Raw genomic sequence first — 20864 nt, forward strand, 5'->3', positions numbered from 1 at the left:
CCTGACCGCAGGGGCCGCGGCGGGGACGGCGCTGCCTACTGCGGGGCGGACTGCGCCCGTCCGTGCGGGAAGTCCTCCGGCTCCAGCCAGCGCGCCAGGTAACGTCCCATCGCCTCGAGCAGCACGTCCGAGGTCAGGCCGCTGGCGCCTGCCAGTGCCGGGCAGATGACCCAGGTCGTATCGTCCGTTTCCAGCAGTTGCAGCGTCTTGGGCAGGTCGGCCGGTTGCAGCACGTATTCCCGGGCCCTTGCCCGTTCCAGGCCGAAGGCCCGGATATAGTCCTCACTGTGGCGCTCGCCCAGGCAGACGACGAGCTTCGGCTTCCAGTACTTCCGGATATGGGCGATGAAGCGGAAGCGCGGCCCATTTCGGCAACGCTCCAGGTAGTTCTGCTTGGGTACCAGCTGCGGCTGGCCGCGCAATGCCTTTGACCAGGGCATGTCGCCGATCATATGCGCTGGCAGCGGAAACAGGCTCATCTTGAATTCCGCACCGCCCGGCGCGTACAAATGATTTGCGTAATAGTCCTGCCAGTCGCAGTGTGCCAGCGAATGCCCGCAGGTTTCGGCGCAGGCGGCCGCCATGATGCGTGCCACCTTCTGATGCGATTGCCAGCGGCCCATCGCTTCGCGATTTGCCTGGCGAAAGGCTTTATCCCATGAACGGGGATGCCGCTGCGGCGCCAGCGGCGCCAGAAGCGATTCCCTCCAGGGATGCGGAGAATTGTCGCAAAACCACACTGCCGATGCGGGATTTCCGCCCTCCATTCCGATGTAAGAGGCGAAATACGTATCCAGCTGCTCACCTGTAAATATTGTTTTTTGTTCTATTTCCATACCTTTACCGCTTGGTGGAATATGAGATGCCCACGCATCGAGGTGGTTTGCCACAAGCCGTATCGCGGGCGGTGAGAGACCCGCAAATGCATCGGTACAACTATCGGTAGAAAGACGACAACGAGGAGCAGCAATACACCGGCAATCCCAATGTCCGCGCCATCCGCCCGCGCCTTGGCGGGGCAGCGCTTGGCCAGGCCCGATGTTCCTTCGCCCGCGCTGAGAACAGCGTGGAGCCTGTCAAGCCGGATCAGTGGATCCCACGGAAACCTGGTCCCGCGGCCTCCGGCAGCCGCATTGACCTGGCCAGAATCCGAATCGGCTGATAGCGCTTGCGCGACACACTTGCTCGCCGGCCGATGATTCTCCGCGAGAAATCATTCCATCGCTCCCCTCTTTTGGGGGAACAGCATCGGTGAGCGTTTTCCTCTGGCGTAGGATAAACAGCCGGAGGGAATTTCTTGAGTAATCCCCTTTCCCATCGTTTGGCAGGGGCTCCCGGTATTGTCTGCTGGAGCGATCATTACCGGCGCCGTTGCCGACACCAATACCGCCACCAAGAAAAAGAGGGTGTAGGCGCGGGGAGTGCCTACACCCTACCGGGAAGTAGCAAGGGGTCAACGCTTGCTGGAGTGGATTATTGAATGGGAGGGCGAGTCGACGTTACCCCGCTTCAGTGGGTGCCACGCTTTGGTAGGGAAGGTTCAAATGGGGTTATCCCATTGCACGGATTATGAGAAACGCAGCACATTGCTGCGTCCTGACTCCGACCAATGCGATCAATGCCTAGACGGGCAAGCCCCGCGAGCGGCGCCGCTGGCCTCCGGTCGCAGGGCCGCGCCCCTAGCCTTGCGCGGCGGCCTCGCCCGGGTCGAAAGACAGCGCGCCGCCGGCGGCGGGATTCGAATCGGCGCACAGCGCCAGAAGCTGTTCATCCGAATAGCCCCAGTCGCGTGCGTTCTCGAAGGCCACCACGCTGTCGTTTTCCTCGTCGAGGTCGACACGCACCGGAACGACCGGCGCGGCGTCGGCGATCGAGTGGAAGGCGATGGCGCCCGGCTGCAGCGGCGCCTCGGGATTCTGCTCGCACACCACCGCGAGGCGGTTCGAGCGCAGCCGCAGCACCGTGCCGAGCGGATAGATCCCGAGCGACCGCGAAAACGCCTGGAAGACCGTGCGGTCGAACAGGGTGTCCACCCGCACGGCGATGTACTCCATGGCGCGCGCCGGCGACCACGCCTGATGACCCGGGTGGTTGGAGGTCAGGGAATCATAGGTGTCGCACACGGCAGCAATCTTGGCGTGGAGGCTGATCTCATGCCCCGCCAGGCCGAAGGGATAGCCGCGCCCGTCGATGCGCTCGTGGTGATGCATGCAGACATCGAGCGGAATATGCGTATAGAGCCGCGCCTCGTTGAGGATGCGGTACCCGGCCGACGGATGGCGCCGCATCGCCTCCGCTTCGGCCGTCGTCATTGCGGCGGCTTTGTTCAGCACGGCGTCGGGAATGGCAACCTTGCCGATATCGTGCACCAGGCCGCCCAGTCCAAGCTGGCGCACCTCTGCATCCGGCAGCCCGAGCACGCGGCCGGTGGCGATCATCAGTGCGCAGACAGCAAAGGCGTGCAGGTAGGTGTAGTCCTGCCGGGTCTTGAGCCTGGCGAGCGCGATCAAGGCCTGGGCATGGCGAGACAGCGAGCTGGACGCCGAATCCACCAGCAGCAGCGCGCCCCCCATATCCAGTGCCTTGCCCATGCGGGCCGCGGAGAACATCGATCCCACCACCGATCTGCCGTTGGCCAGGACCTCGCGTGCAAGGACCAGCTCCGTTTCCAGGGGCACCGACTGGCGCACCTCCGCGGCGGTCGGCGCAGCGGGCTGCGGCTGCGATGTTTCGGGCATCGCGACGTTGCGGCCCTTGAGGATATCGATCCAGACCTCACCCACGCGCGCCTCGACGATCTGCCGGATCTGATCTTCCTCCGTGATCAGGAAGCGCGAGCGCCAGAACGGATGATTGAGCCAAGGACCGCCCAGCCTGGCGACAAACATCCCGATCCGCAATTGTTCCGCCCCGATCCGCTTCAGCATGCGCTCTCCCCCATGGCTGAGCCATTGTTTCAGTGTGCCGGTTTCGGATATCGGACGCGCGCGCGCCGACTTTAGCGGCGTCGCGCGGCTGGAAAGCAGGCAGGCATCACTGTCGACTGAGCCCCCGCCCTCCCGGGAACCCTGGCCGGCCGGCTTGTCAAGGCGGCCGGCAATTTCCGCCCGCCGGTCTCGGGCATTCGCGACGGCGCGCCGCGGCAGCGCTACAATGGCGCGCCCTGAGTTTGCATAAGCACGCTGGTCCACCATGTCCGAAACGTATACGCTCGTCGGTATCGCTCGTGCCAAGACCAACCGCCGTGACCGGCTGATCGACAAGCTCACTGCAATGCGTACGCGCGGCGCCAACGAGCCGGGCTGCCTGCGCTACCACGTCGGCCAGGATGCCGAGGACCGCGAGGTGTTCGTGCTCTACATGGTCTGGGATTCCAAGCGTGCGCTCGAATCCCACCTGAACAGCGAGTATGTGCGTGACTTCCACGCCATGCGCAACGACTACCTGGAAGGCGAGATCAATTTCCGCTGGCTGCAGGCCGCCTGAGGCCGAGCCTCCCGCATCCCCCCTGGCGCCGCAGGCGCTTGTCTTTGCCCGGCCAGCCGCCTATATCACTCACTGAGGTACGCGCATCAGGCGCGCCAGGAGTGCATCATGAGTGTCAGGGATGGCTTCGTCGGCACCATCGGCAATACGCCGCTGATCCGGCTGGCGAGCCTGAGCGCGGAAACCGGCTGCGAGATCCTCGGCAAGGCCGAATTCCTCAATCCGGGCGGTTCGGTCAAGGACCGTGCCGCGCTCTATATCATCCGCGACGCCGAACACCGCGGCGTGCTAAGGCCGGGCGGCACCGTCATCGAAGGCACGGCGGGCAATACCGGCATTGGCCTGGCCCATATCTGCGCCGCGCGCGGCTACCGCTGCGTGGTCGTGATCCCCGATACCCAGTCGCCGGAGAAGATGGAGCGGCTGCGGCTGCTCGGCGCCGAGGTCCGGCCCGTGCCGGCCAAGCCCTATGCGGATCCCGACAACTACCAGAAGATTGCCGGACGCCTGGCCGCGCAGACCGAGAATGCCATCTGGGCCAACCAGTTCGACAATCTGGCCAACCGGCAGGCCCACTACGAAACCACCGGTCCGGAGATCTGGCAGGCCACCGCCGGCCACCTTCACGCCTTCGTCTGCGCCACCGGCACCGGTGGCACGCTGGCCGGCGTGGCGCGCTACCTGAAAGAGCGCAGCCCGCACGTGCGCACCGTACTGGCAGACCCCCACGGCAGTGGGCTCTACCACTTCGTCAAGCACCACCAGATCAAGGTCGAGGGCAATTCGATCACCGAAGGCATCGGCTCCAGCCGCGTCACGGCCAACCTTGAGGGCACGCCCATCGACGATGCAATACAGGTCGACGACCGGACCTGCGTCGAGATGGTCTACCGGCTGCTGCACGAGGAGGGTTTGTTCGTCGGCGGCTCGTCCGGCATCAACGTCGGGGCGGCCGTAGCGCTGGCGCGCGAGATGGGGCCCGGCCACACCATCGTGACGCTGCTGTGCGACCGCGGCGACCTGTACCTCGGCCGGCTGTTCAACGCCGACTGGCTGGCCGAGAAGGGGCTGGCGCCGCCCGAGCGCGGCCAGCCCGACGAAGAATGCTGACGTCCCGCCTTGGGGCGCGCCGGCGTTCGCAGGGGTGGTCAGGTGGCTTCAGGCGTCCTCGGGCGCCGTCTCACGCATGTCGTCCGGCCCGCGCGCCGCAGGCGCGGACAGCGTCGATGGCTGCGGCCCGCCTTCGCCTGCCTGGGCGTCCGCCGCCTTCAGCCGGCGCCACAAGGTGGTCGGACTGATGCCGAGCAGGTGGCAGGCCTGAGCGCGGTTGCCCCCACAGCTTGCCAACACCTGGCGGATATGCTCCGCCTGGCTCGCGCGCGACACGCCGGCCAGCGACTGCGGCGCGGCCGGCTCGTCGGCAGGCGATAAGGCAATCTGCGCCGGGCTTCCGACCATTCGCGCGGCAGGCGCGAATCCGGTAGCGCGCTGCCCGCCCGGCTGCCCATCCTGTGCGAACAGTTCGGGGGCCGCACCCTCCAGTTCGTGCAGCAGCTCGGCAGGCCCCATCCGGCGCCCGCCGACCAGCACGGCAATCCGCTCCGTCACGTTCTCCAGCTCGCGGATATTGCCCGGCCAGGCGTAGCTGGCCAGGCGCGCGCGCACGGGCGCCGGCAAGGCAAGCGGCTGGTCCACGCCCAGGCGCTCCTGCGCGCGCCGGTACAGCATTTCTGCCAGATCCGACAGGTCGCCGGCGCGCCCGCGCAGCGGCGGCATCTCGATGCGCAGGATGTTGAGGCGATAGTACAGGTCCTGCCGGAAGCCGCCTGCGCGGACCAGCGCCGCCAGGTCGCGGTGGGTGGCCGCGATGACACGCACATTGACGGGCACCGGCTCCAGTCCGCCGATCGGCAGCACCTGCTTTTCCTGGAGCACGCGCAGCAGGCGCGTCTGCAACGCGGGCGGCATATCGCCGACCTCGTCGAGGAAGAGCGTGCCGTTGTGGGCCGATTCGAACAGGCCGGCTTTGCCGCCACGCCTGGCGCCGGTGAAGGCGCCTTCCTCGTAGCCGAACAGTTCGCTCTCCAGCAGGGTCTCCGGAAAGGCTGCGCAATTGACCGCGACGAAGGGAAAGGCCCGGCGCGGGCTGGCATCGTGCATGCCTTGGGCCAGCACCTCCTTGCCGGTACCGCTCTCGCCGCCGATCAGCACGGTGGAGTCGACGCAAGCATAGCGGCGCGCCAGCTCACGCAGGTTCTGCATGACCGGCGAGGCGCCGGCCAGGTCATCCAGGCTGTAGCGCACACCGGCCGGCCGCGTGCGGTTGCGCGAGCGCAAGTTGCGGTCGACACGGTGGATCGCGTTCGCATCCTGGATGGTCAGCACCGCGCCGGCCACGCCGGCCTCGCCGGAAATCGGGATGCGATTGACCACCACCATCTTGTCGCCGAGCTTGTGGATCGCCTCCAGCTCCTTTTCTCCGCTGTGCATCACGCCGTCCAGCGACAGGCCCGGCGCCAGCAGTTGCAGCTTGCGGCCCACCGCGCTGGCCGCGGGCGTGCCGAGAAAACGCTCCATCGCCGGGTTGAAGGCCTGGACGCGACCCTCGACATCGACCGCAGCCACGCCCTCGTTCAGGTGCGCCAGGATGGTGTTGACGTAGTCGCGCCGCGCCGCCTCGATGCGGCGCAGCCGCGCGGCCTCGATGGCATCTTCCAGCGCCGCGCGCACCGACACCCCCGAATACAGGAACACGCCGACCAGCCCGTGCTTGTCGGCCAGGTCGGTGACCAGCCCGGGCCCGACCACCACCTTCACCCCCTCCTGGCGCAGCGCCTTGACGCGCGCCGTGGCGTCATCCTCGGTCAGGTAGGTGTAGGCCGGGATCGACAGCGAAAAAGCGCGCACGAACTCGTCCACCTCGGCATAGGTGGAAGCGTGCGTCACCAGCGCCACCTTCGGCGAGATGCGGCGGGCCGTGGCCAGCGCACTCATCACATCGAAGCCCGTCACCTTCACCAGCACGACGGGAACATCGACGTGCTGGCGCAGGTAGGCGCCGTTGGAGCCACCCGCCACCACCGCGTCGAGCCGGCCTTCACGGGCCTCCCGTGCGATGGCGCTGGCGGCGGCCTCGTAGCCCTTGCCCACGATGCGGAATTCGGCACGGCCGGCATAGGCGGGGATGAGGTCGGCGAAGGCGCGCGAGAGTCGGCTGATGCCGATGGCCCAGATGCGCGGGCGGGCGGTCGAGGGAGGAATACTGCTCATGGTGTGACGAAAGGCGTTACGAAGGGCGTGCCGAAGGGCTGCGACTTTCCCGCATTGTGCACCGCCCTCCCCGGCATTTCAATATTGAAATCCATATTTCCATCCTTGAAATGCAATGACGGGTATCGGCGGCTGCCGGATGCCCTGCCCGGTGCCCGCGCCAAGCCCGCCAGCCCAGTCCCGGCAAGGGCTGGCAGGCGACACCCCGGCACGGCGGGCAAGGCTGGCACAGGCCTTGCGCTACCGGGATGTTTTGTCCCACTAGGCTACAGTCCCATGACCTTCACCGCTTCCGAACTGGCCCGCTCCGCCGGCGCCCGCTTCCGCCAGGCCCTGGCGGACGAACAGCCGCTGCAGATCGTCGGCACCATCAACGCGAACCATGCGCTGCTGGCCAAGCGCGCAGGCTATCGCGCCATCTACCTGTCGGGCGGCGGCGTGGCCGCGGGTTCGCTGGGTTTGCCCGACCTCGGCATCTCCGGCCTGGACGACGTGCTGACCGACGTGCGCCGCATCACCGACGTGTGCGACACGCCGCTGCTGGTCGACGTGGACACCGGCTTCGGCTCGTCGGCCTTCAACGTGGCCCGCACCACCCGCTCGCTGATCAAGGCCGGCGCTGGCGCCATGCACATCGAAGACCAGGTCGGCGCCAAGCGCTGCGGCCACCGCCCGAACAAGGAAATCGTCAGCCAGGGCGAGATGGTCGACCGCATCAAGGCGGCGGTCGATGCCCGCACCGACCCGAACTTCGTCATCATGGCACGTACCGACGCGCTCGCCGTCGAGGGCCTGGACAAGGCCATCGAGCGCGCGGTCGCCTGCGTGGAAGCCGGCGCCGACGCCATCTTCCCCGAAGCCATGACTGAGCTCAGCATGTACCGCAAGTTCGTCGACGCGGTGAAGGTGCCGGTGCTGGCCAACCTGACCGAGTTCGGCGCCACGCCGCTGTTCACCACGGAAGACCTGCGCGGCGTCGGCATCGCCATGGCGCTCTACCCGCTGTCGGCCTTCCGTGCCATGAACAAGGCGGCCGAGAATGTGTTCCTGGCGATCCGCCGCGACGGCACCCAGAAGAACGTGGTCGATACCATGCAGACGCGCGCCGAACTGTATGAGAGCATCGGCTACCATGCCTTCGAGCAGAAGCTCGACGCGCTGTTCGCACAAGGCAAGTCCAAATAAGCTTTCCGCACCCTAATACCGCACCCCATTGCCGGGCCCGCGTGGCGGGCCCGATTCCCGCACCAGGAAAACAAGGAGACCCAATATGTCCGAAGCGCAACCGCAAGTCGCTCCGAAGCCCAAGAAATCCGTGGCCCTGTCCGGCGTGACCGCCGGCAACACCGCGCTGTGCACGGTCGGCCGCAGCGGCAACGACCTGCACTACCGCGGCTACGACATCCTCGACATCGCCGACGCCTGCGAATTCGAGGAGATCGCCCACCTGCTGGTGCACGGCAAGCTGCCCACCGTGGCCGAGCTGCGCGCCTACAAGGCCAAGCTCAAGGCCCTGCGCGGCCTGCCCGCCAACGTCAAGGCCGCCCTGGAGTGGGTGCCCGCCAGCGCCCACCCGATGGACGTGATGCGCACCGGCGTGTCGGTGCTGGGCACCGTGCTGCCCGAGAAGGATGACCACAACACCCCCGACGCGCGCGACATCGCCGACCGCCTGATGGCCTGCCTCGGCTCGATGCTGCTGTACTGGTACCACTACAGCCACAACGGACGGCGCATCGAGGTCGAGACCGACGACGAGTCCATCGGCGCGCACTTCCTGCACCTGCTGCACGGCGAGAAGCCGTCGGCGCTGTGGGAGCGTGCCATGCACACCTCGCTGATCCTGTACGCGGAGCACGAGTTCAACGCCTCGACCTTCGCCGGCCGCGTCATCGCCGGCACCGGCTCGGACATGTACTCGTCCATCTGCGGCGCCATCGGCGCGCTGCGCGGCCCCAAGCACGGCGGCGCCAACGAGGTGGCCTTCGAGATCCAGAAGCGCTACGACACCCCCGATGAGGCCCAGGCCGACATCACGCGCCGCGTCGAGAACAAGGAAGTGGTGATCGGCTTCGGCCACCCCGTGTACACCATCAGCGACCCGCGCAACAAGGTGATCAAGGAAGTGGCACGCAATCTGTCCAAGGACGCCGGCTCGATGAAGATGTTCGACATCGCCGAGCGCCTGGAAACGGTGATGGCGGACATCAAGAAGATGTTCCCCAACCTGGACTGGTTCAGCGCGGTCAGCTACCACATGATGGGCGTGCCCACTGCCATGTTCACCCCGCTGTTCGTCATCGCGCGCACCTCGGGCTGGGCCGCGCACATCATCGAGCAGCGCATCGACAACAAGATCATCCGCCCCAGCGCCAACTACACCGGGCCGGATAATCTGAAATTCGTGCCGATCGAGAAGCGCTGACCGGCCGCGGGGCCGGCCGGCACAAGCCCCGCCGGCCCCATTTTCCGGGCTTTGCACTCTATTCTCCCCACGCCATGAACACAGCAAACCGCAAACCTCTGCCGGGCACCAAGCTGGACTACTTCGACGCGCGCGCCGCGGTCGAGGCAATCCAGCCGGGTGCCTACGACAAACTGCCCTACACGTCGCGCGTGCTGGCCGAGAACCTCGTGCGCCGCTGCGACCCGGCCACGCTGACCGACTCGCTCAAGCAACTGATCGAGCGCAAGCGCGACCTTGACTTCCCCTGGTTCCCCGCCCGCGTGGTCTGCCATGACATCCTCGGCCAGACCGCGCTGGTCGACCTGGCCGGCCTGCGCGATGCCATCGCCGACCAGGGCGGCGACCCCGCCAAGGTCAACCCGGTAGTACCGGTGCAACTCATCGTCGACCACTCGCTGGCCGTCGAGTGCGGCGGCTTCGATCCCGATGCCTTCGCCAAGAACCGCGCCATCGAAGACCGGCGCAACGAAGACCGCTTCGACTTCATCAACTGGACCAAGCTGGCCTTCAAGAACGTCGACGTGATCCCGCCGGGCAACGGCATCATGCACCAGATCAATCTGGAGAAGATGTCGCCGGTGATCCAGGCGAACAACGGCGTGGCCTACCCCGACACCTGCGTCGGCACCGACAGCCATACGCCGCACGTCGACGCGCTGGGCGTGATCGCCATCGGCGTGGGCGGCCTGGAGGCCGAGAACGTCATGCTGGGCCGCGCCTCGTGGATGCGCCTGCCCGACATCGTCGGCGTCGAGTTGACCGGCCGCCGCCAGCCCGGCATCACCGCCACCGACGTCGTGCTGGCCCTGACCGAATTCCTGCGCAAGGAAAAGGTGGTCGGCGCCTACCTCGAATTCCGCGGCGAAGGCGCATCCAGCCTGACCCTGGGCGACCGCGCCACCATCTCCAACATGGCGCCCGAGTACGGTGCCACCGCGGCGATGTTCTTCATCGACGGCCAGACCCTCGACTACCTGCGCCTGACCGGCCGCGACGAGGAACAGGTCAAGCTGGTCGAGACCTATGCCAAGACCGCCGGCCTGTGGGCCGACACGCTGAAGCACGCCGAGTACGAGCGCGTGCTGACGTTCGACCTGTCGACCGTGGTGCGCAATATGGCCGGCCCGTCGAACCCGCACAAGCGCCTGCCGACCTCCGACCTGGCCGCACGCGGCATCGCCGGCAAGTGGGAGGAAGTCCCTGGCAAGATGCCCGATGGCGCTGTGATCATCGCCGCCATCACGAGACTGCACCAACACCAGCAACCCGCGCAACGTGATCGCCGCCGCCCTGCTGGCGCGCAACGCCAATGCGCGCGGCCTGGCGCGCAAGCCCTGGGTCAAGAGCTCGCTGGCGCCCGGCTCGAAGGCGGTGGAGCTCTATCTGGAAGAGGCCAATCTGCTGCCCGATCTGGAACAGCTCGGCTTCGGCATCGTCGCCTTCGCCTGCACCACCTGCAACGGCATGTCGGGCGCGCTGGATCCGAAGATCCAGCAGGAAATCATCGACCGCGACCTGTACGCCACCGCGGTGCTCTCGGGCAACCGCAACTTCGACGGCCGCATCCACCCCTACGCCAAGCAGGCCTTCCTGGCCTCGCCGCCGCTGGTGGTGGCCTACGCCATCGCCGGCACCATCCGCTTCGACATCGAGCAGGACGTGCTGGGCACGGACAAGGACGGCAAGCCGGTCTACCTGAAGGACATCTGGCCGAGCGACGAGGAAATCGACGCCATCGTGGCCAAGAGCGTGAAGCCCGAGCAGTTCCGCAAGGTCTACGACCCGATGTTCAGCTTCGCCGTCGACAACAGCGCGCAGACCAGCCCGCTGTACGACTGGCGTCCGCAGAGCACCTACATCCGCCGTCCGCCCTACTGGGAAGGCGCGCTGGCCGGCGAGCGCACGCTGCGCGGCCTGCGTCCGCTGGCGGTGCTGGGCGACAACATCACCACCGACCACCTGTCGCCGTCCAACGCCATCCTGCTGAACAGCGCGGCCGGCGAGTACCTCGCCAAGATGGGCCTGCCGGAGGAGGACTTCAACTCCTACGCGACCCACCGCGGCGACCACCTCACCGCGCAGCGCGCGACCTTCGCCAACCCGACCCTGATCAACGAGATGGCGGTGGTCGACGGCCAGGTGAAGAAGGGTTCGCTGGCGAGAGTCGAGCCGGAAGGCAAGGTGGTGCGCATGTGGGAAGCGATCGAGACCTATATGGACCGCAAGCAGCCGCTGATCATCATCGCCGGTGCGGACTACGGCCAGGGCTCCTCGCGCGACTGGGCCGCCAAGGGCGTGCGCCTGGCCGGCGTGGAAGCCATCGTGGCCGAAGGCTTCGAGCGCATCCACCGTACCAACCTGATCGGCATGGGCGTGCTGCCGCTGGAGTTCAAGCCGGGCGTGAACCGCCTGTCGCTTGGCATCGACGGCACCGAGGCCTACGACGTGATCGGCGAGCGCCAGCCGCGCGCGGACCTGACCCTGGTCATCCACCGCAAGAACGGCGAGCGCGTGGAAGTGCCGGTGACCTGCCGCCTGGACAGCGACGAAGAAGTCTCGATCTACGAAGCCGGCGGCGTGCTGCAGCGCTTCGCGCAGGACTTCCTCGAGTCGTCGAAGGCCGCGGCATAACAGCGCTTAAGGGCATCGCCGACGTAAAGGCGTAAGCTATCCGGGCGGTGCGGCAACGCACCGCCCGTTTTTCCAGGACATTCAATCCATGGCCCACGTACCCCAGATCAAGATTCCCGCCACCTACATCCGTGGCGGCACCAGCAAGGGCGTGTTCTTCCGCCTGCAGGACCTGCCCGAGGTAGCACGGGTGCCCGGCGCGGCGCGCGACAAGCTGCTGATGCGCGTGATCGGCAGCCCCGACCCCTACGGCAAGCAGATCGACGGCATGGGCGCCGCCACCTCGAGCACCAGCAAGACGGTGATCGTCTCCAAGAGCACCCGGCCCGATCATGACGTCGACTATCTGTTCGGCCAGGTCTCGATCGACCAGCCCTTCGTCGACTGGAGCGGCAACTGCGGCAACCTGTCGGCCGCGGTCGGCCCCTTCGCCATCAGCGCCGGCCTGGTCGACCCCGCCCGCGTCCCGCGCAACGGCGTGGCCACCGTGCGCATCTGGCAGGCCAATATCGGCAAGACCATCATCGGCCACGTGCCCATCACCGATGGCGCCGTGCAGGAAACCGGTGATTTCGAGCTGGACGGCGTGACCTTCCCCGCCGCCGAAGTGCAGCTCGAATTCATGGACCCGGCCGCCGAGGAAGAAGGCGCCGGCGGCGCCATGTTCCCCACCGGCAACCTGGTCGATGACCTCGAAGTGCCTGGCGTGGGCACGTTCAAGGCCACCATGATCAACGCCGGCATCCCGACCATCTTCGTCGATGCGGAGGCCATCGGCTACAAGGGCACGGAACTGCAGGACGACATCAACGGCGACGCCAAGGCGCTGGCGATGTTCGAGACCATCCGCGCCTACGGCGCGGTGCGCATGGGCCTGATCAAGGACATCAGCGAAGCGGCCAAGCGGCAGCACACGCCCAAGGTTGCCTTCGTCGCCAAGCCGGCCGACTACACCGCCTCCAGCGGCAAGCGCGTCGGCGCCGGCGATGTTGACCTGCTGGTGCGCGCGCTGTCGATGGGCAAGCTGCACCACGCCATGATGGGCACGGCGGCCGTCGCCATCGGCACCGCGGCGGCCATCCCCGGCACGCTGGTCAACCTGGCCGCCGGCGGCGGCGAACGCAACGCGGTGCGCTTCGGCCATCCGTCGGGCACGCTGCGCGTCGGCGCGGAAGCCAAGCAGGTCGACGGCGAGTGGACCGTCACCAAGGCCATCATGAGCCGCAGCGCGCGGGTGCTGATGGAAGGCTGGGTGCGCGTGCCGGGCGACGCCTTCTGAGCGGGCTTCGGCCAATCTGCCCTTCCCCCTCCTGCCGCACAGGCATGACAGCGCGGCCCGGCACAGACCGGGCCGCGCTGCTTTCCGGCCTCAGGCGCCGCCGGGCGCCTTGATGACGAAGCCGCGCTCGCGGTCGCCGTCGAAGCCGGCTGCCAGGTAGAGCCGATGCGCCGGCTCACGCTGGGCGCCCGACAGCAACATCACCTTGCAGCAGCCGGCAGCCCAGGCCAGCGCCAGCGCATGGCGCAGTATCGCCAACCCGACGCCCCGGCCGCGCCAGGCGGCAGCGGTCACCACGTGTTCGAGCAGGCCGATCGGCCGGCCACGCAAGGGCAGGCTGGGAATCACGGCCAGCATGCAGGTAGCGGCCAGCCGACACTCGCTCTCGGCCACCACCAGCCGGATCGACGCATCGCCCAGCACACGCGCCAGTGCCTGCGCCGCCGGCTCGCCATCGAAGGCCGGATCGTCCGGCCGCAGCTCGCGATAGAGCGCCAACAAGTCCTCGAGATCAGCCGGCCGCGCCAGCCGGAAATGCGTTTCCGTCATGGTCACTCCTCCTCGGAATTGGCAAGCAGTCTGCCGCCTCGGCTCATGTTGGGCGGCGCGGGACCGCATCGGCGATCCGGGAAAACCCGAGAGATGGCGGAATCGACGCAGTCGGTATGGCCCCCTATAGGTTCAGCCTCCGCCGATCTGCTGCCTGTAAGGCAAGCGCCGAAGATCCTGTGGAACTACTGATCGATCGTACGGATGCCCGATCAGCGCTGCGCCTGAGCGACGGGCAGGCACGGCGCCCGTCCGGCAGGAGGTGGGTGCGCTCAGCCTGCCTGCCTCCCGCCGCCGCATGCTCGAGTCCCGCCGGCCAGGCAGGACCTCCCCCCTCATTCCTGAAGACGATGCGTAGCCTGCTCGGTTCACAAAAAACTTGGCCGTTAATTGCGTTTATACCCGCGACGGATGGCAGCCGCTCGGGACATGGGAAGTTCGAAAAAAGGTGACAGTCCGGACAGGCTATGCTTGTGTTGAAGTACGGTCGCGTTATGCCTGCGCGCCAGCCTTAAGAGTCAAACTCTTCACAGCCTTTGCCGCATTTCGGCTCTGGGCCCGGGGCAAGCGCCCGGCCCCCGGCCGGACTTGATTCACCGACTAGCATCGAAGCGGTATGCGCCAGTCCCCTGCCGTTTCCGTACCGCTCCCATGGAGGAGGACTTGCCATGAGCGAAACAACTCAGCTCGCGGGACCGGATCTCACTCAGGGCGTCCCGTTATCCGAGCTCAGCGACGGCGCGATGCTCCTCGGTCATGCCGAGGGCGAGGCCGCGATCCTCGTGCGCCGTGGAAGCGCGCTCTACGCGATCGGCGCGATCTGCAGCCATTACGGTGCCTCGCTCGCCGAGGGGCTTATCGTCGACGAAAGCGTACGCTGCCCGTGGCATCACGCCTGTTTTGACCTGCGCACAGGTGAAGCCCTGCGCGCGCCAGCGCTCAACGATGTGCCGTGCTGGCGCGTCGAGCAGCGCGACGGGAAAGCCTATGTGTGCGAGAAGCGCACGATCCCGAAGCGGCAATCGACGCTGCTCCCGGCACAACCGGCTTCGATCATCATTGTCGGCGGCGGTGCGGCCGGCAACGCGGCGGCGGAAACGCTGCGCCGCGAAGGCTACTCCGGCCCGCTCACGCTGGTGAGCGCGGACGACGCCCTACCTTGCGATCGGCCGAACCTGTCCAAGGGTTACCTCGCGGGCACCGCACCGTACGAGTGGGTTCCGCTGCGCCCGATGGAGTTCTACGAGTCGCACGACATCGACCTGAGGCTGCGCACCCGTGTTGCGGCAATCGACACGGGCAGCCGCGAAGTCAGTCTCGGCGATGGCAGCCGCTTGGGCTACGACGCGCTCCTTCTGGCGACCGGAGCCGAGCCCGTGCGGCTACAGATTCCCGGCAGCGATCTTGCTCACGTTCACTACCTGCGCACACTCGCGGACTGCAATGCGATTATCGACAAGGTACGCGCGCCCTGCCGCGCCGTCGTGATCGGATCGAGTTTCATCGGCCTTGAAGTGGCCGCATCACTGCGCCAGCGTAACGTGGCAGTAGACGTGGTCGCGCGCGATTCGGTCCCCATGGAGCATACCCTTGGACCGGAGGTGGGTGGCTTCCTGCGTGCGCTGCACGAAGCGCACGGCGTCAACTTCCATTTCGGCACCGAAGCAAGCACGATCTCGGCCGCCGCCGTCACTCTGAAAAGCGGCGAAATCTTGCCAGCGGATTTGGTCATCGCAGGCATCGGCGTGCGGCCGACTGTGGCGCTCGCGCGCCAGGCCGGCATCGCCGGAGACGGTGGGATCGACGTGAACGAATACCTCGAAACCAGCGTGCCGGGCGTGTTCGCCGCAGGCGACATCGCACGCTGGCCCGATCCCTATACCGGCGAGCGACTGCGCGTCGAGCACTGGGTGGTCGCCGAGCGTCAGGGCCAAACTGCTGCGCGCAACATGCTGGGACGGCGCGAGCGCTTTGACGCCGTTCCCTTCTTCTGGACCGAGCAGTACGACTTCGGACTCACATACGTCGGCTATTCCGTACGCTGGGACAAGGTTGTGGTGAACGGCAAGTTGAGTCTCGACGAGCGCGATTGCACCATCACCTACAGCTGTGAGGGCAGAAAGGTCGCCGTTGCACTGATTCACCGCGACCTCCAGGGGCTGCGCGAAGAAGGCGAGTTTGAGAAGGAGACCCTGCGAAATGAGCGGCGAGGCGGTTGATTTCCCAGGACGCTCCCGCGGCTGGTGCTAGAACAACACGCTGCTCATCAGCGCCTTGCCGACCAGCACATCGACGCCGCCGTCAGGGTCCTGGGCGAACACGGATACGTCGGTGGCTACCTGCTTGCGTCCGCGCCGGACCACCTCCGCCACCGCCAGCAGCGCCGTGCCGCGGGCCGGCGCCAGGTACTGCACCGTCAGCGAACTGGTCGCCCCACCCTGGAGCGCTTGCGCATCGGCCCCGGAACCCGCCGCTGCCGCACCGGCGATGTCGATCAGGGTGGCGATCACGCCGCCATGCACGGTATCGCCGTGGGTCACGTTCTCCGCACGGAAAGGCAGCAGCAGTTCCACGCGGTCCACCGCCAGCCGGCGCAGTTGCACACCCAGCGCGCGCGCCACGGGCGAGCCCAGCAGCACCACTTCCACCATGCAGACGATGCGCGGATCGACGTGCGTGTCATTCTGCGCCGCACGGTGCGCGGCGGCTGAGGCAAGCGGTTCGACTTGATTCAGGGTCATGGAGGTCTCCCAGGCTGGCCGCAATGGACATGCGATCAGACTATGCCCTGCCCCGCGCCGGCTCAATTACGCGCCAGGTAGTCAAGTCTAAGCGGCCGCCCTCGGCGGCGCGGCGTCTTTGGCTTCCGCGCGAGATCGTTGCTGCCCGGCGCCCGCTGGCACGACCTCGCCTTTCCCGCGTCGCGCATGTTGCCGCGCAATCCCGGCGCATACCGGCCGCCCTCCCGCCCGGCCAAGGGCCGCTGTGCCGAGGGGCGCAGCCGGGGGGTCGTATAATGTGCGGCCGATCCACTCCGGTGCCCAGCCCTCCCACCGTCGTATGCCGTCCGATTCGCACGCCAACTCCCTGCTTTCCCCTGTCGCGCCGGCCGTGGCTGGCGACGAGCACTTGTTCGACAGGCCGGACAGCCCGTGCATCGGCATCTGCTCGACCCTGTTCGACGAGATTTGCCAGGGCTGCGGGCGCACGGCCGCCGAGGTCAGCAACTGGGTCTTCCTCAGCCACGAGGAAAAACAGGTGGTCTGGGAGCGCATCACGCGCGAGGGCACGGCGCGCCGCTTCCGCCGTGGCTGAGCCGCCCCCCTGCGGCACCGGCGGCAGTCAGCTGCCGACCAGCCGCCGTTCCATGTCTTCCACTTCCTGCCGCTCCAGGCGCCGCTGCGCGAGCTGGCGCCAGTTGTCGGCCAGCACCGGCAGCACTGCGATCTCAGCCAGGACGGCATAGTCCAGCCGGTCGACATAGAGCGCCTGCAACAGCCGGCGCAGGCTCCACGTGGGGTACGGACGGGCTTCCAGCATGAGCCGGTCGCCGGCCCGGCACTCGCCCGGCTCCAGCACGCGGTAATACCAGCCTGTGCGCAGGCTGTGCTGCACGGCGCGTGCCATGCCGGCGTGGCCAAAGCGATGGTTCAGCTTCCAGCACGGCTGGCGCGCCTGCGAGACCTCCAGCAGCGCGGTGCCCAGCCGGAACTGGTCGCCGATCATCACATCGGCTTCGGTCAGGCCGACGGTGCTCAGGTTCTCGCCGAAGGCGCCGGGGCGGGCGAGCACCTGGGCGGCCTGCGGCGACACGCCGGCCAATTCCTCGCGCCACGCGGCATAGTGGTCGAAGGCGTAGTGGTGGACAGCCTTCTCCGTGCCGCCATGATGCTTCGGATCGCCCTGCCCGTCTCCGCGCAAGCCCGTTTCGCCGATCCATACCGGCACGTCGACCGCGTGCTTGTCGATCCCGCTGGGCACGCCCTTGGGGCCGAATGGCCGCACCTGCCCGAGCAGCACTGCATCAACCCGCGTGCCCGCCGCGGCCATCATGGCGCCGCCGCTCACAGCCCTGCCTCCGGTGCGCCGGCACCTGCTAGCACCGCATCGCTGCTAGCGGCACCATATGCGCTCTCGGGATGCGGCAGAATGGGAACGATCGTGAAAGACATGTGCAAGCTCCTGGACGGTACCGGCGGATGACGCGCCGGGATGGCCCGCATAGTTGAGAAGGATTAGGGAGCGGTATTCTAGACCGCATGGCACCACTGGGACGCGGCTTCGTCCCAAGCCGCGCGAGGTCGCGCGGGATAACAACGACAACGGCACCGCCAGGGTGCCGGCGGGAGACACTGATGATCCAGCACCCCGTTGGCATGGCCGCGGCCATGGCATCGCACGAGCACCGGCTCGCCGAAAGCGTAAGCCGCCTGCTGCTGCCGCTCTACCGTTTCGCGCTGGACGAACCGGTCGGCGTGTTCGAACAGCGGGCCCTGGCGCTGCTGCGCGAGTTCGTGGATTTCGACAGTGCCTGGCTGGGCCGCTCGACCCTCACGCCGCTCGGCCCCCAACTGCACTGCAGCCAGACCCTCGATACCGCCCCCGACTTCCTTGCTGAATGGGAACGTCACAAGGCCTGCGACCCGCTGGTCGCGCTCGCGGCCGGGCGCTCCGGCCATGCCGTCGCCCTTTCCGTGCGCCGCGAGCCCCTCGCCCTGCCGATGCGTGCCCTGTGCGAGCGGCAGGGCATCGGCCACGTGCTGTGCAGCGCCCAGGTGGCGCTGCCCGCCCATCGCGCCACCCACCTGTCCCTCTACCGCACGCCGCGCCGCCGCGCCTATGCCGAACGGGATGTCCGGCTGATGGCCTGCGTGATCGGCCACCTGGACGCGGCCCTCGACCAGAACCGTGTGTGCCGCATGCGCGCGCTGCGCGAGACGGCGCCAGCAGTGCCCGGCCGGGACGGGACCGCGGCCGCGCTGAGCGATGCGGCCGGCATGCTGCTGCATGCCGACGCGGACTTCGGCGAACGGCTGCGGCAGGCGTGGCCGTCATGGCAAGGACAGGCCTTGCCCGAGGCGGTGCGGGTCCGCCTGCGGCAGGCGCCGCGCGGCCAGCTCGTCACCGCCCGCCTCAAGCTGAGCTGGGAGCCGGAAGGCAGCCTGCTGCTGCTGCGCACCGGCCCGCCCGCGGCTTCCGACCTGCTTGCCCCGCGCGAACTGGCCGCCGCGCGCCTGTTCGGCAGCGGGCTGTCGCACAAGGAAGTGGCCAGGCGCCTCGGCGTCGCGCCCACCACGGTACGCCATCAGCTGCGCCAGGCCTATGCCAAGCTGGGCGTGTCGGACAAGGGCGCGCTCGCCGCGCGCCTGCTGGACTGAGGCCTCCGCCGACAGGCGGGTGTCGCTGTTCACATTACGCTGCGCATGACGCTGCACAGCGCACACGAACAATCTGAGTCTTTGCGGCCACCCCGTCCAACGGACGTTGAACCCACGGTTCTTCTAAGCTTGAATTATCCGGGGCTCGGTTCACTCAACTTTGAACCTTGCGGCTTTGCGGTGCGGCCTACACGCCCACGTGTGGGCCGCTGGCACGAGGATGCGTGAGGGTCTCTGGTCGACCCGGAGCGGACACTCCTTATCAACTGCAGAAGGTCCCCTGATCGCACATAGGGCTGATCCGCTCGCGCGGCAGGGGACTCCGGCTATCAGCCTCCTCGACCAAGTCGCGATATCGATCATCGATTTGCCAGACACTCGAGCAGACGATCCAGCGCCTGCTGATACTGCGCCTCCAACTGTTGGACCTGCATCTGCTTGCCTTGAGCCGAGACAAGCGCCAAGCCGCTGCCGTGGGCATGGTCAACCAGAATATCGCGCCATAGCAGCGGCTCGTCCGTCAGCTCCGCCAGCAACGCCGTCAGACGATCGGTGATATGGCGGACGACGCCGGCAAAGGCTTCCGGCGTGGCGAAGATCGCCAACGTCAGTGGCGGATGCTTGCCAACTGCGTGGTGATAACGGGTCAGCAGCGCCCGAATTTCAGCCCCAGGATCCGATAGCACGTCGGCCCCCTCCAGCACTTCTGCATAGACGCGATCTGACAGCGCGCGCAGCAGCCCGTCATGGTCGCCCACATGGTGATAAAGGCTCATCGCGGTAACGCCCAGCCGCTTGGCCAGCGCGCGCATCGTCAAGCCTTGCCCGCCGCCTTCATCCAACAGCGCCAGCGCCGCGGTCAGGATATCGTCCCGCGACACGCCCGTGCCTTGCACCGGACGCCCGCGCGGGCGCGTCATGGCGCGAGCCGATAGGTGGACTGCACCAGGCCTGAAGCAAAGCTGCGACTGGATACCAACTTCAGATCAATGTCTTGCAGCAGGGGGCCGAAGAGCGGGCGTCCCGACCCGATCAATACGGGCACCGTGGTGATGACCATATCGGCGATCAGCCCATCGCGCAGAAAGGACTGCACGAGTTGCCCACCGTCGACGTAAACCCGGCGCACGCCTTGGCGCGACAATTCTTCCATTGCGGACTTGGGCGCAAGGTTTGAAAAGCGCAGCTTCCCTCGCAGCGCTTGAGGTACCGGCGTATCGGCCAACTGTCTGGACAGCACCAGGACCGGCTGCTCATAAGGCCAGGCGTCGAAGGTCTGAATCTTTTCATAGCAGCCGCGCCCCATCACGATCATGTCTTTGTCGGCGATGAAGGCGGCGTAGCCGTGGTCCTCGGCGGGCTCATCGCGCTGCAACAGCCAGCCGATGTCGCCGTCGGGCCGGGCGATGAAGCCATCCAGGCTGGTAGCGATGAAGACGTGTGCGGTGGTCATCCTGAATCCAATATATATACGCTGTATATTATTTTACAGGCAGCGCGGCAGATGGGCCAGCAGGGCCGGAGCAATTTTCTGCAAACTGAAGACCTCGGCGAGACAGTCGCGATCAGCTGACGTTCAAGTGCCTTTGCGAGATTCGTGACGAGCGTCCCATAGCGGCCGAACTGCGCCGGTCGACAGCCACACGAGCTGCAGCATTGCCGTTCTCCCTTTGACGGCGAGTAGCATCCACCGGATCGCTGGCGGATCAGGTTCAGAGATGAGCGAACAAAATTCAGAGTTAAGTGAATCTCGACAGCGGGCGCGGGGGCCAGGCGGCTCCCGCCATCCTCCAATTGAACGGTT

16 protein-coding genes and 1 pseudogene are annotated in these 20864 nt (G+C 67.0%); 9 read left to right on the top strand and 8 right to left on the bottom strand.

Annotated elements, in window-relative coordinates:
* Window positions 1-35 precede the first annotated feature (35 nt).
* Together AC1Z3O_RS09840 and AC1Z3O_RS09845 are read right to left on the bottom strand one after the other, a co-directional pair.
* Window positions 36-836: a transcriptional regulator gene (locus tag AC1Z3O_RS09840; RefSeq protein WP_483515542.1), complete on the bottom strand. Its 801-nt coding sequence runs from the start codon at window positions 834-836 to the stop codon at window positions 36-38.
* Between the two features lie 843 nt (window positions 837-1679).
* Complete coding sequence (locus AC1Z3O_RS09845) at window positions 1680-2927, bottom strand: HD-GYP domain-containing protein (protein WP_483517565.1); 1248 nt, start codon at window positions 2925-2927, stop codon at window positions 1680-1682.
* A gap of 265 nt (window positions 2928-3192) precedes the next feature.
* Here AC1Z3O_RS09845 and AC1Z3O_RS09850 point away from each other — a divergent pair, with 265 nt between their 5' ends.
* Together AC1Z3O_RS09850 and AC1Z3O_RS09855 are read left to right on the top strand one after the other, a co-directional pair.
* Window positions 3193-3486 carry a putative quinol monooxygenase gene (locus AC1Z3O_RS09850; protein WP_483515543.1) on the top strand — a complete coding sequence of 98 codons (294 nt, stop codon included), beginning with the start codon at window positions 3193-3195 and terminating at the stop codon, window positions 3484-3486.
* Window positions 3487-3594: 108 nt separating this feature from the next.
* Window positions 3595-4596: a cysteine synthase A gene (locus tag AC1Z3O_RS09855; RefSeq protein WP_483515544.1), complete on the top strand. Its 1002-nt coding sequence runs from the start codon at window positions 3595-3597 to the stop codon at window positions 4594-4596.
* 48 nt (window positions 4597-4644) lie between these two features.
* Here the strand turns inward: AC1Z3O_RS09855 and prpR are convergent, their stop codons facing one another.
* Entirely contained in the window at window positions 4645-6756 is a 2112-nt protein-coding gene (gene prpR, locus AC1Z3O_RS09860) for a propionate catabolism operon regulatory protein PrpR (RefSeq protein ID WP_483515545.1), read from the bottom strand.
* 276 nt (window positions 6757-7032) lie between these two features.
* Between prpR and prpB the strand changes: the two genes are divergently transcribed.
* From prpB to prpF, 4 genes and pseudogenes are all read left to right on the top strand, one after another.
* A complete protein-coding gene (prpB, locus tag AC1Z3O_RS09865) occupies window positions 7033-7941 on the top strand; it encodes a methylisocitrate lyase (RefSeq protein ID WP_483515546.1) in 909 nt (302 codons plus the stop codon).
* An 85-nt stretch (window positions 7942-8026) separates the two neighbouring features.
* Window positions 8027-9181, top strand: coding sequence for a bifunctional 2-methylcitrate synthase/citrate synthase (gene prpC, locus AC1Z3O_RS09870; protein WP_483515547.1), 1155 nt, complete (start codon window positions 8027-8029; stop codon window positions 9179-9181).
* 74 nt (window positions 9182-9255) lie between these two features.
* Window positions 9256-11854 (top strand): annotated as a pseudogene (acnD, locus tag AC1Z3O_RS09875) (Fe/S-dependent 2-methylisocitrate dehydratase AcnD).
* 88 nt (window positions 11855-11942) lie between these two features.
* Window positions 11943-13133 (top strand): 2-methylaconitate cis-trans isomerase PrpF, encoded by a 1191-nt coding sequence (prpF, locus tag AC1Z3O_RS09880; RefSeq protein WP_483515548.1) that lies wholly within the window; start codon window positions 11943-11945, stop codon window positions 13131-13133.
* 90 nt (window positions 13134-13223) lie between these two features.
* Here prpF and AC1Z3O_RS09885 read toward each other — a convergent pair whose 3' ends face one another.
* Window positions 13224-13682, bottom strand: a complete 459-nt coding sequence (locus AC1Z3O_RS09885; RefSeq protein WP_483515549.1) for an N-acetyltransferase family protein — start codon at window positions 13680-13682, stop codon at window positions 13224-13226.
* Between the two features lie 668 nt (window positions 13683-14350).
* Between AC1Z3O_RS09885 and AC1Z3O_RS09890 the strand changes: the two genes are divergently transcribed.
* Entirely contained in the window at window positions 14351-15901 is a 1551-nt protein-coding gene (locus AC1Z3O_RS09890) for an FAD-dependent oxidoreductase (protein ID WP_483515550.1), read from the top strand.
* 27 nt (window positions 15902-15928) lie between these two features.
* Here the strand turns inward: AC1Z3O_RS09890 and AC1Z3O_RS09895 are convergent, their stop codons facing one another.
* Window positions 15929-16333, bottom strand: a complete 405-nt coding sequence (locus AC1Z3O_RS09895; RefSeq protein ID WP_483517566.1) for a PaaI family thioesterase — start codon at window positions 16331-16333, stop codon at window positions 15929-15931.
* A 409-nt stretch (window positions 16334-16742) separates the two neighbouring features.
* Between AC1Z3O_RS09895 and AC1Z3O_RS09900 the strand changes: the two genes are divergently transcribed.
* The gene (locus AC1Z3O_RS09900) at window positions 16743-16997 is read left to right on the top strand and encodes a DUF1289 domain-containing protein (RefSeq protein WP_483515551.1); all 255 of its coding nucleotides are present in this window, start codon (window positions 16743-16745) and stop codon (window positions 16995-16997) included.
* Between the two features lie 27 nt (window positions 16998-17024).
* Here the strand turns inward: AC1Z3O_RS09900 and AC1Z3O_RS09905 are convergent, their stop codons facing one another.
* On the bottom strand, window positions 17025-17735 hold the full coding sequence (locus AC1Z3O_RS09905; protein WP_483517567.1) for an MOSC domain-containing protein: 711 nt from the start codon (window positions 17733-17735) through the stop codon (window positions 17025-17027).
* A 302-nt stretch (window positions 17736-18037) separates the two neighbouring features.
* Between AC1Z3O_RS09905 and AC1Z3O_RS09910 the strand changes: the two genes are divergently transcribed.
* On the top strand, window positions 18038-19060 hold the full coding sequence (locus AC1Z3O_RS09910; protein WP_483515552.1) for a response regulator transcription factor: 1023 nt from the start codon (window positions 18038-18040) through the stop codon (window positions 19058-19060).
* A gap of 359 nt (window positions 19061-19419) precedes the next feature.
* Here the strand turns inward: AC1Z3O_RS09910 and AC1Z3O_RS09915 are convergent, their stop codons facing one another.
* A complete protein-coding gene (locus tag AC1Z3O_RS09915; RefSeq protein WP_483515553.1) occupies window positions 19420-19980 on the bottom strand; it encodes a TetR/AcrR family transcriptional regulator in 561 nt (186 codons plus the stop codon).
* Window positions 19977-20513 carry a dihydrofolate reductase family protein gene (locus AC1Z3O_RS09920; RefSeq protein ID WP_483515554.1) on the bottom strand — a complete coding sequence of 179 codons (537 nt, stop codon included), beginning with the start codon at window positions 20511-20513 and terminating at the stop codon, window positions 19977-19979. The genes AC1Z3O_RS09915 and AC1Z3O_RS09920 overlap by 4 nt, the downstream gene beginning before the upstream one ends.
* Window positions 20514-20864 lie beyond the last annotated feature (351 nt).

The organism is Cupriavidus sp. 09_S30, assembly GCF_056930435.1.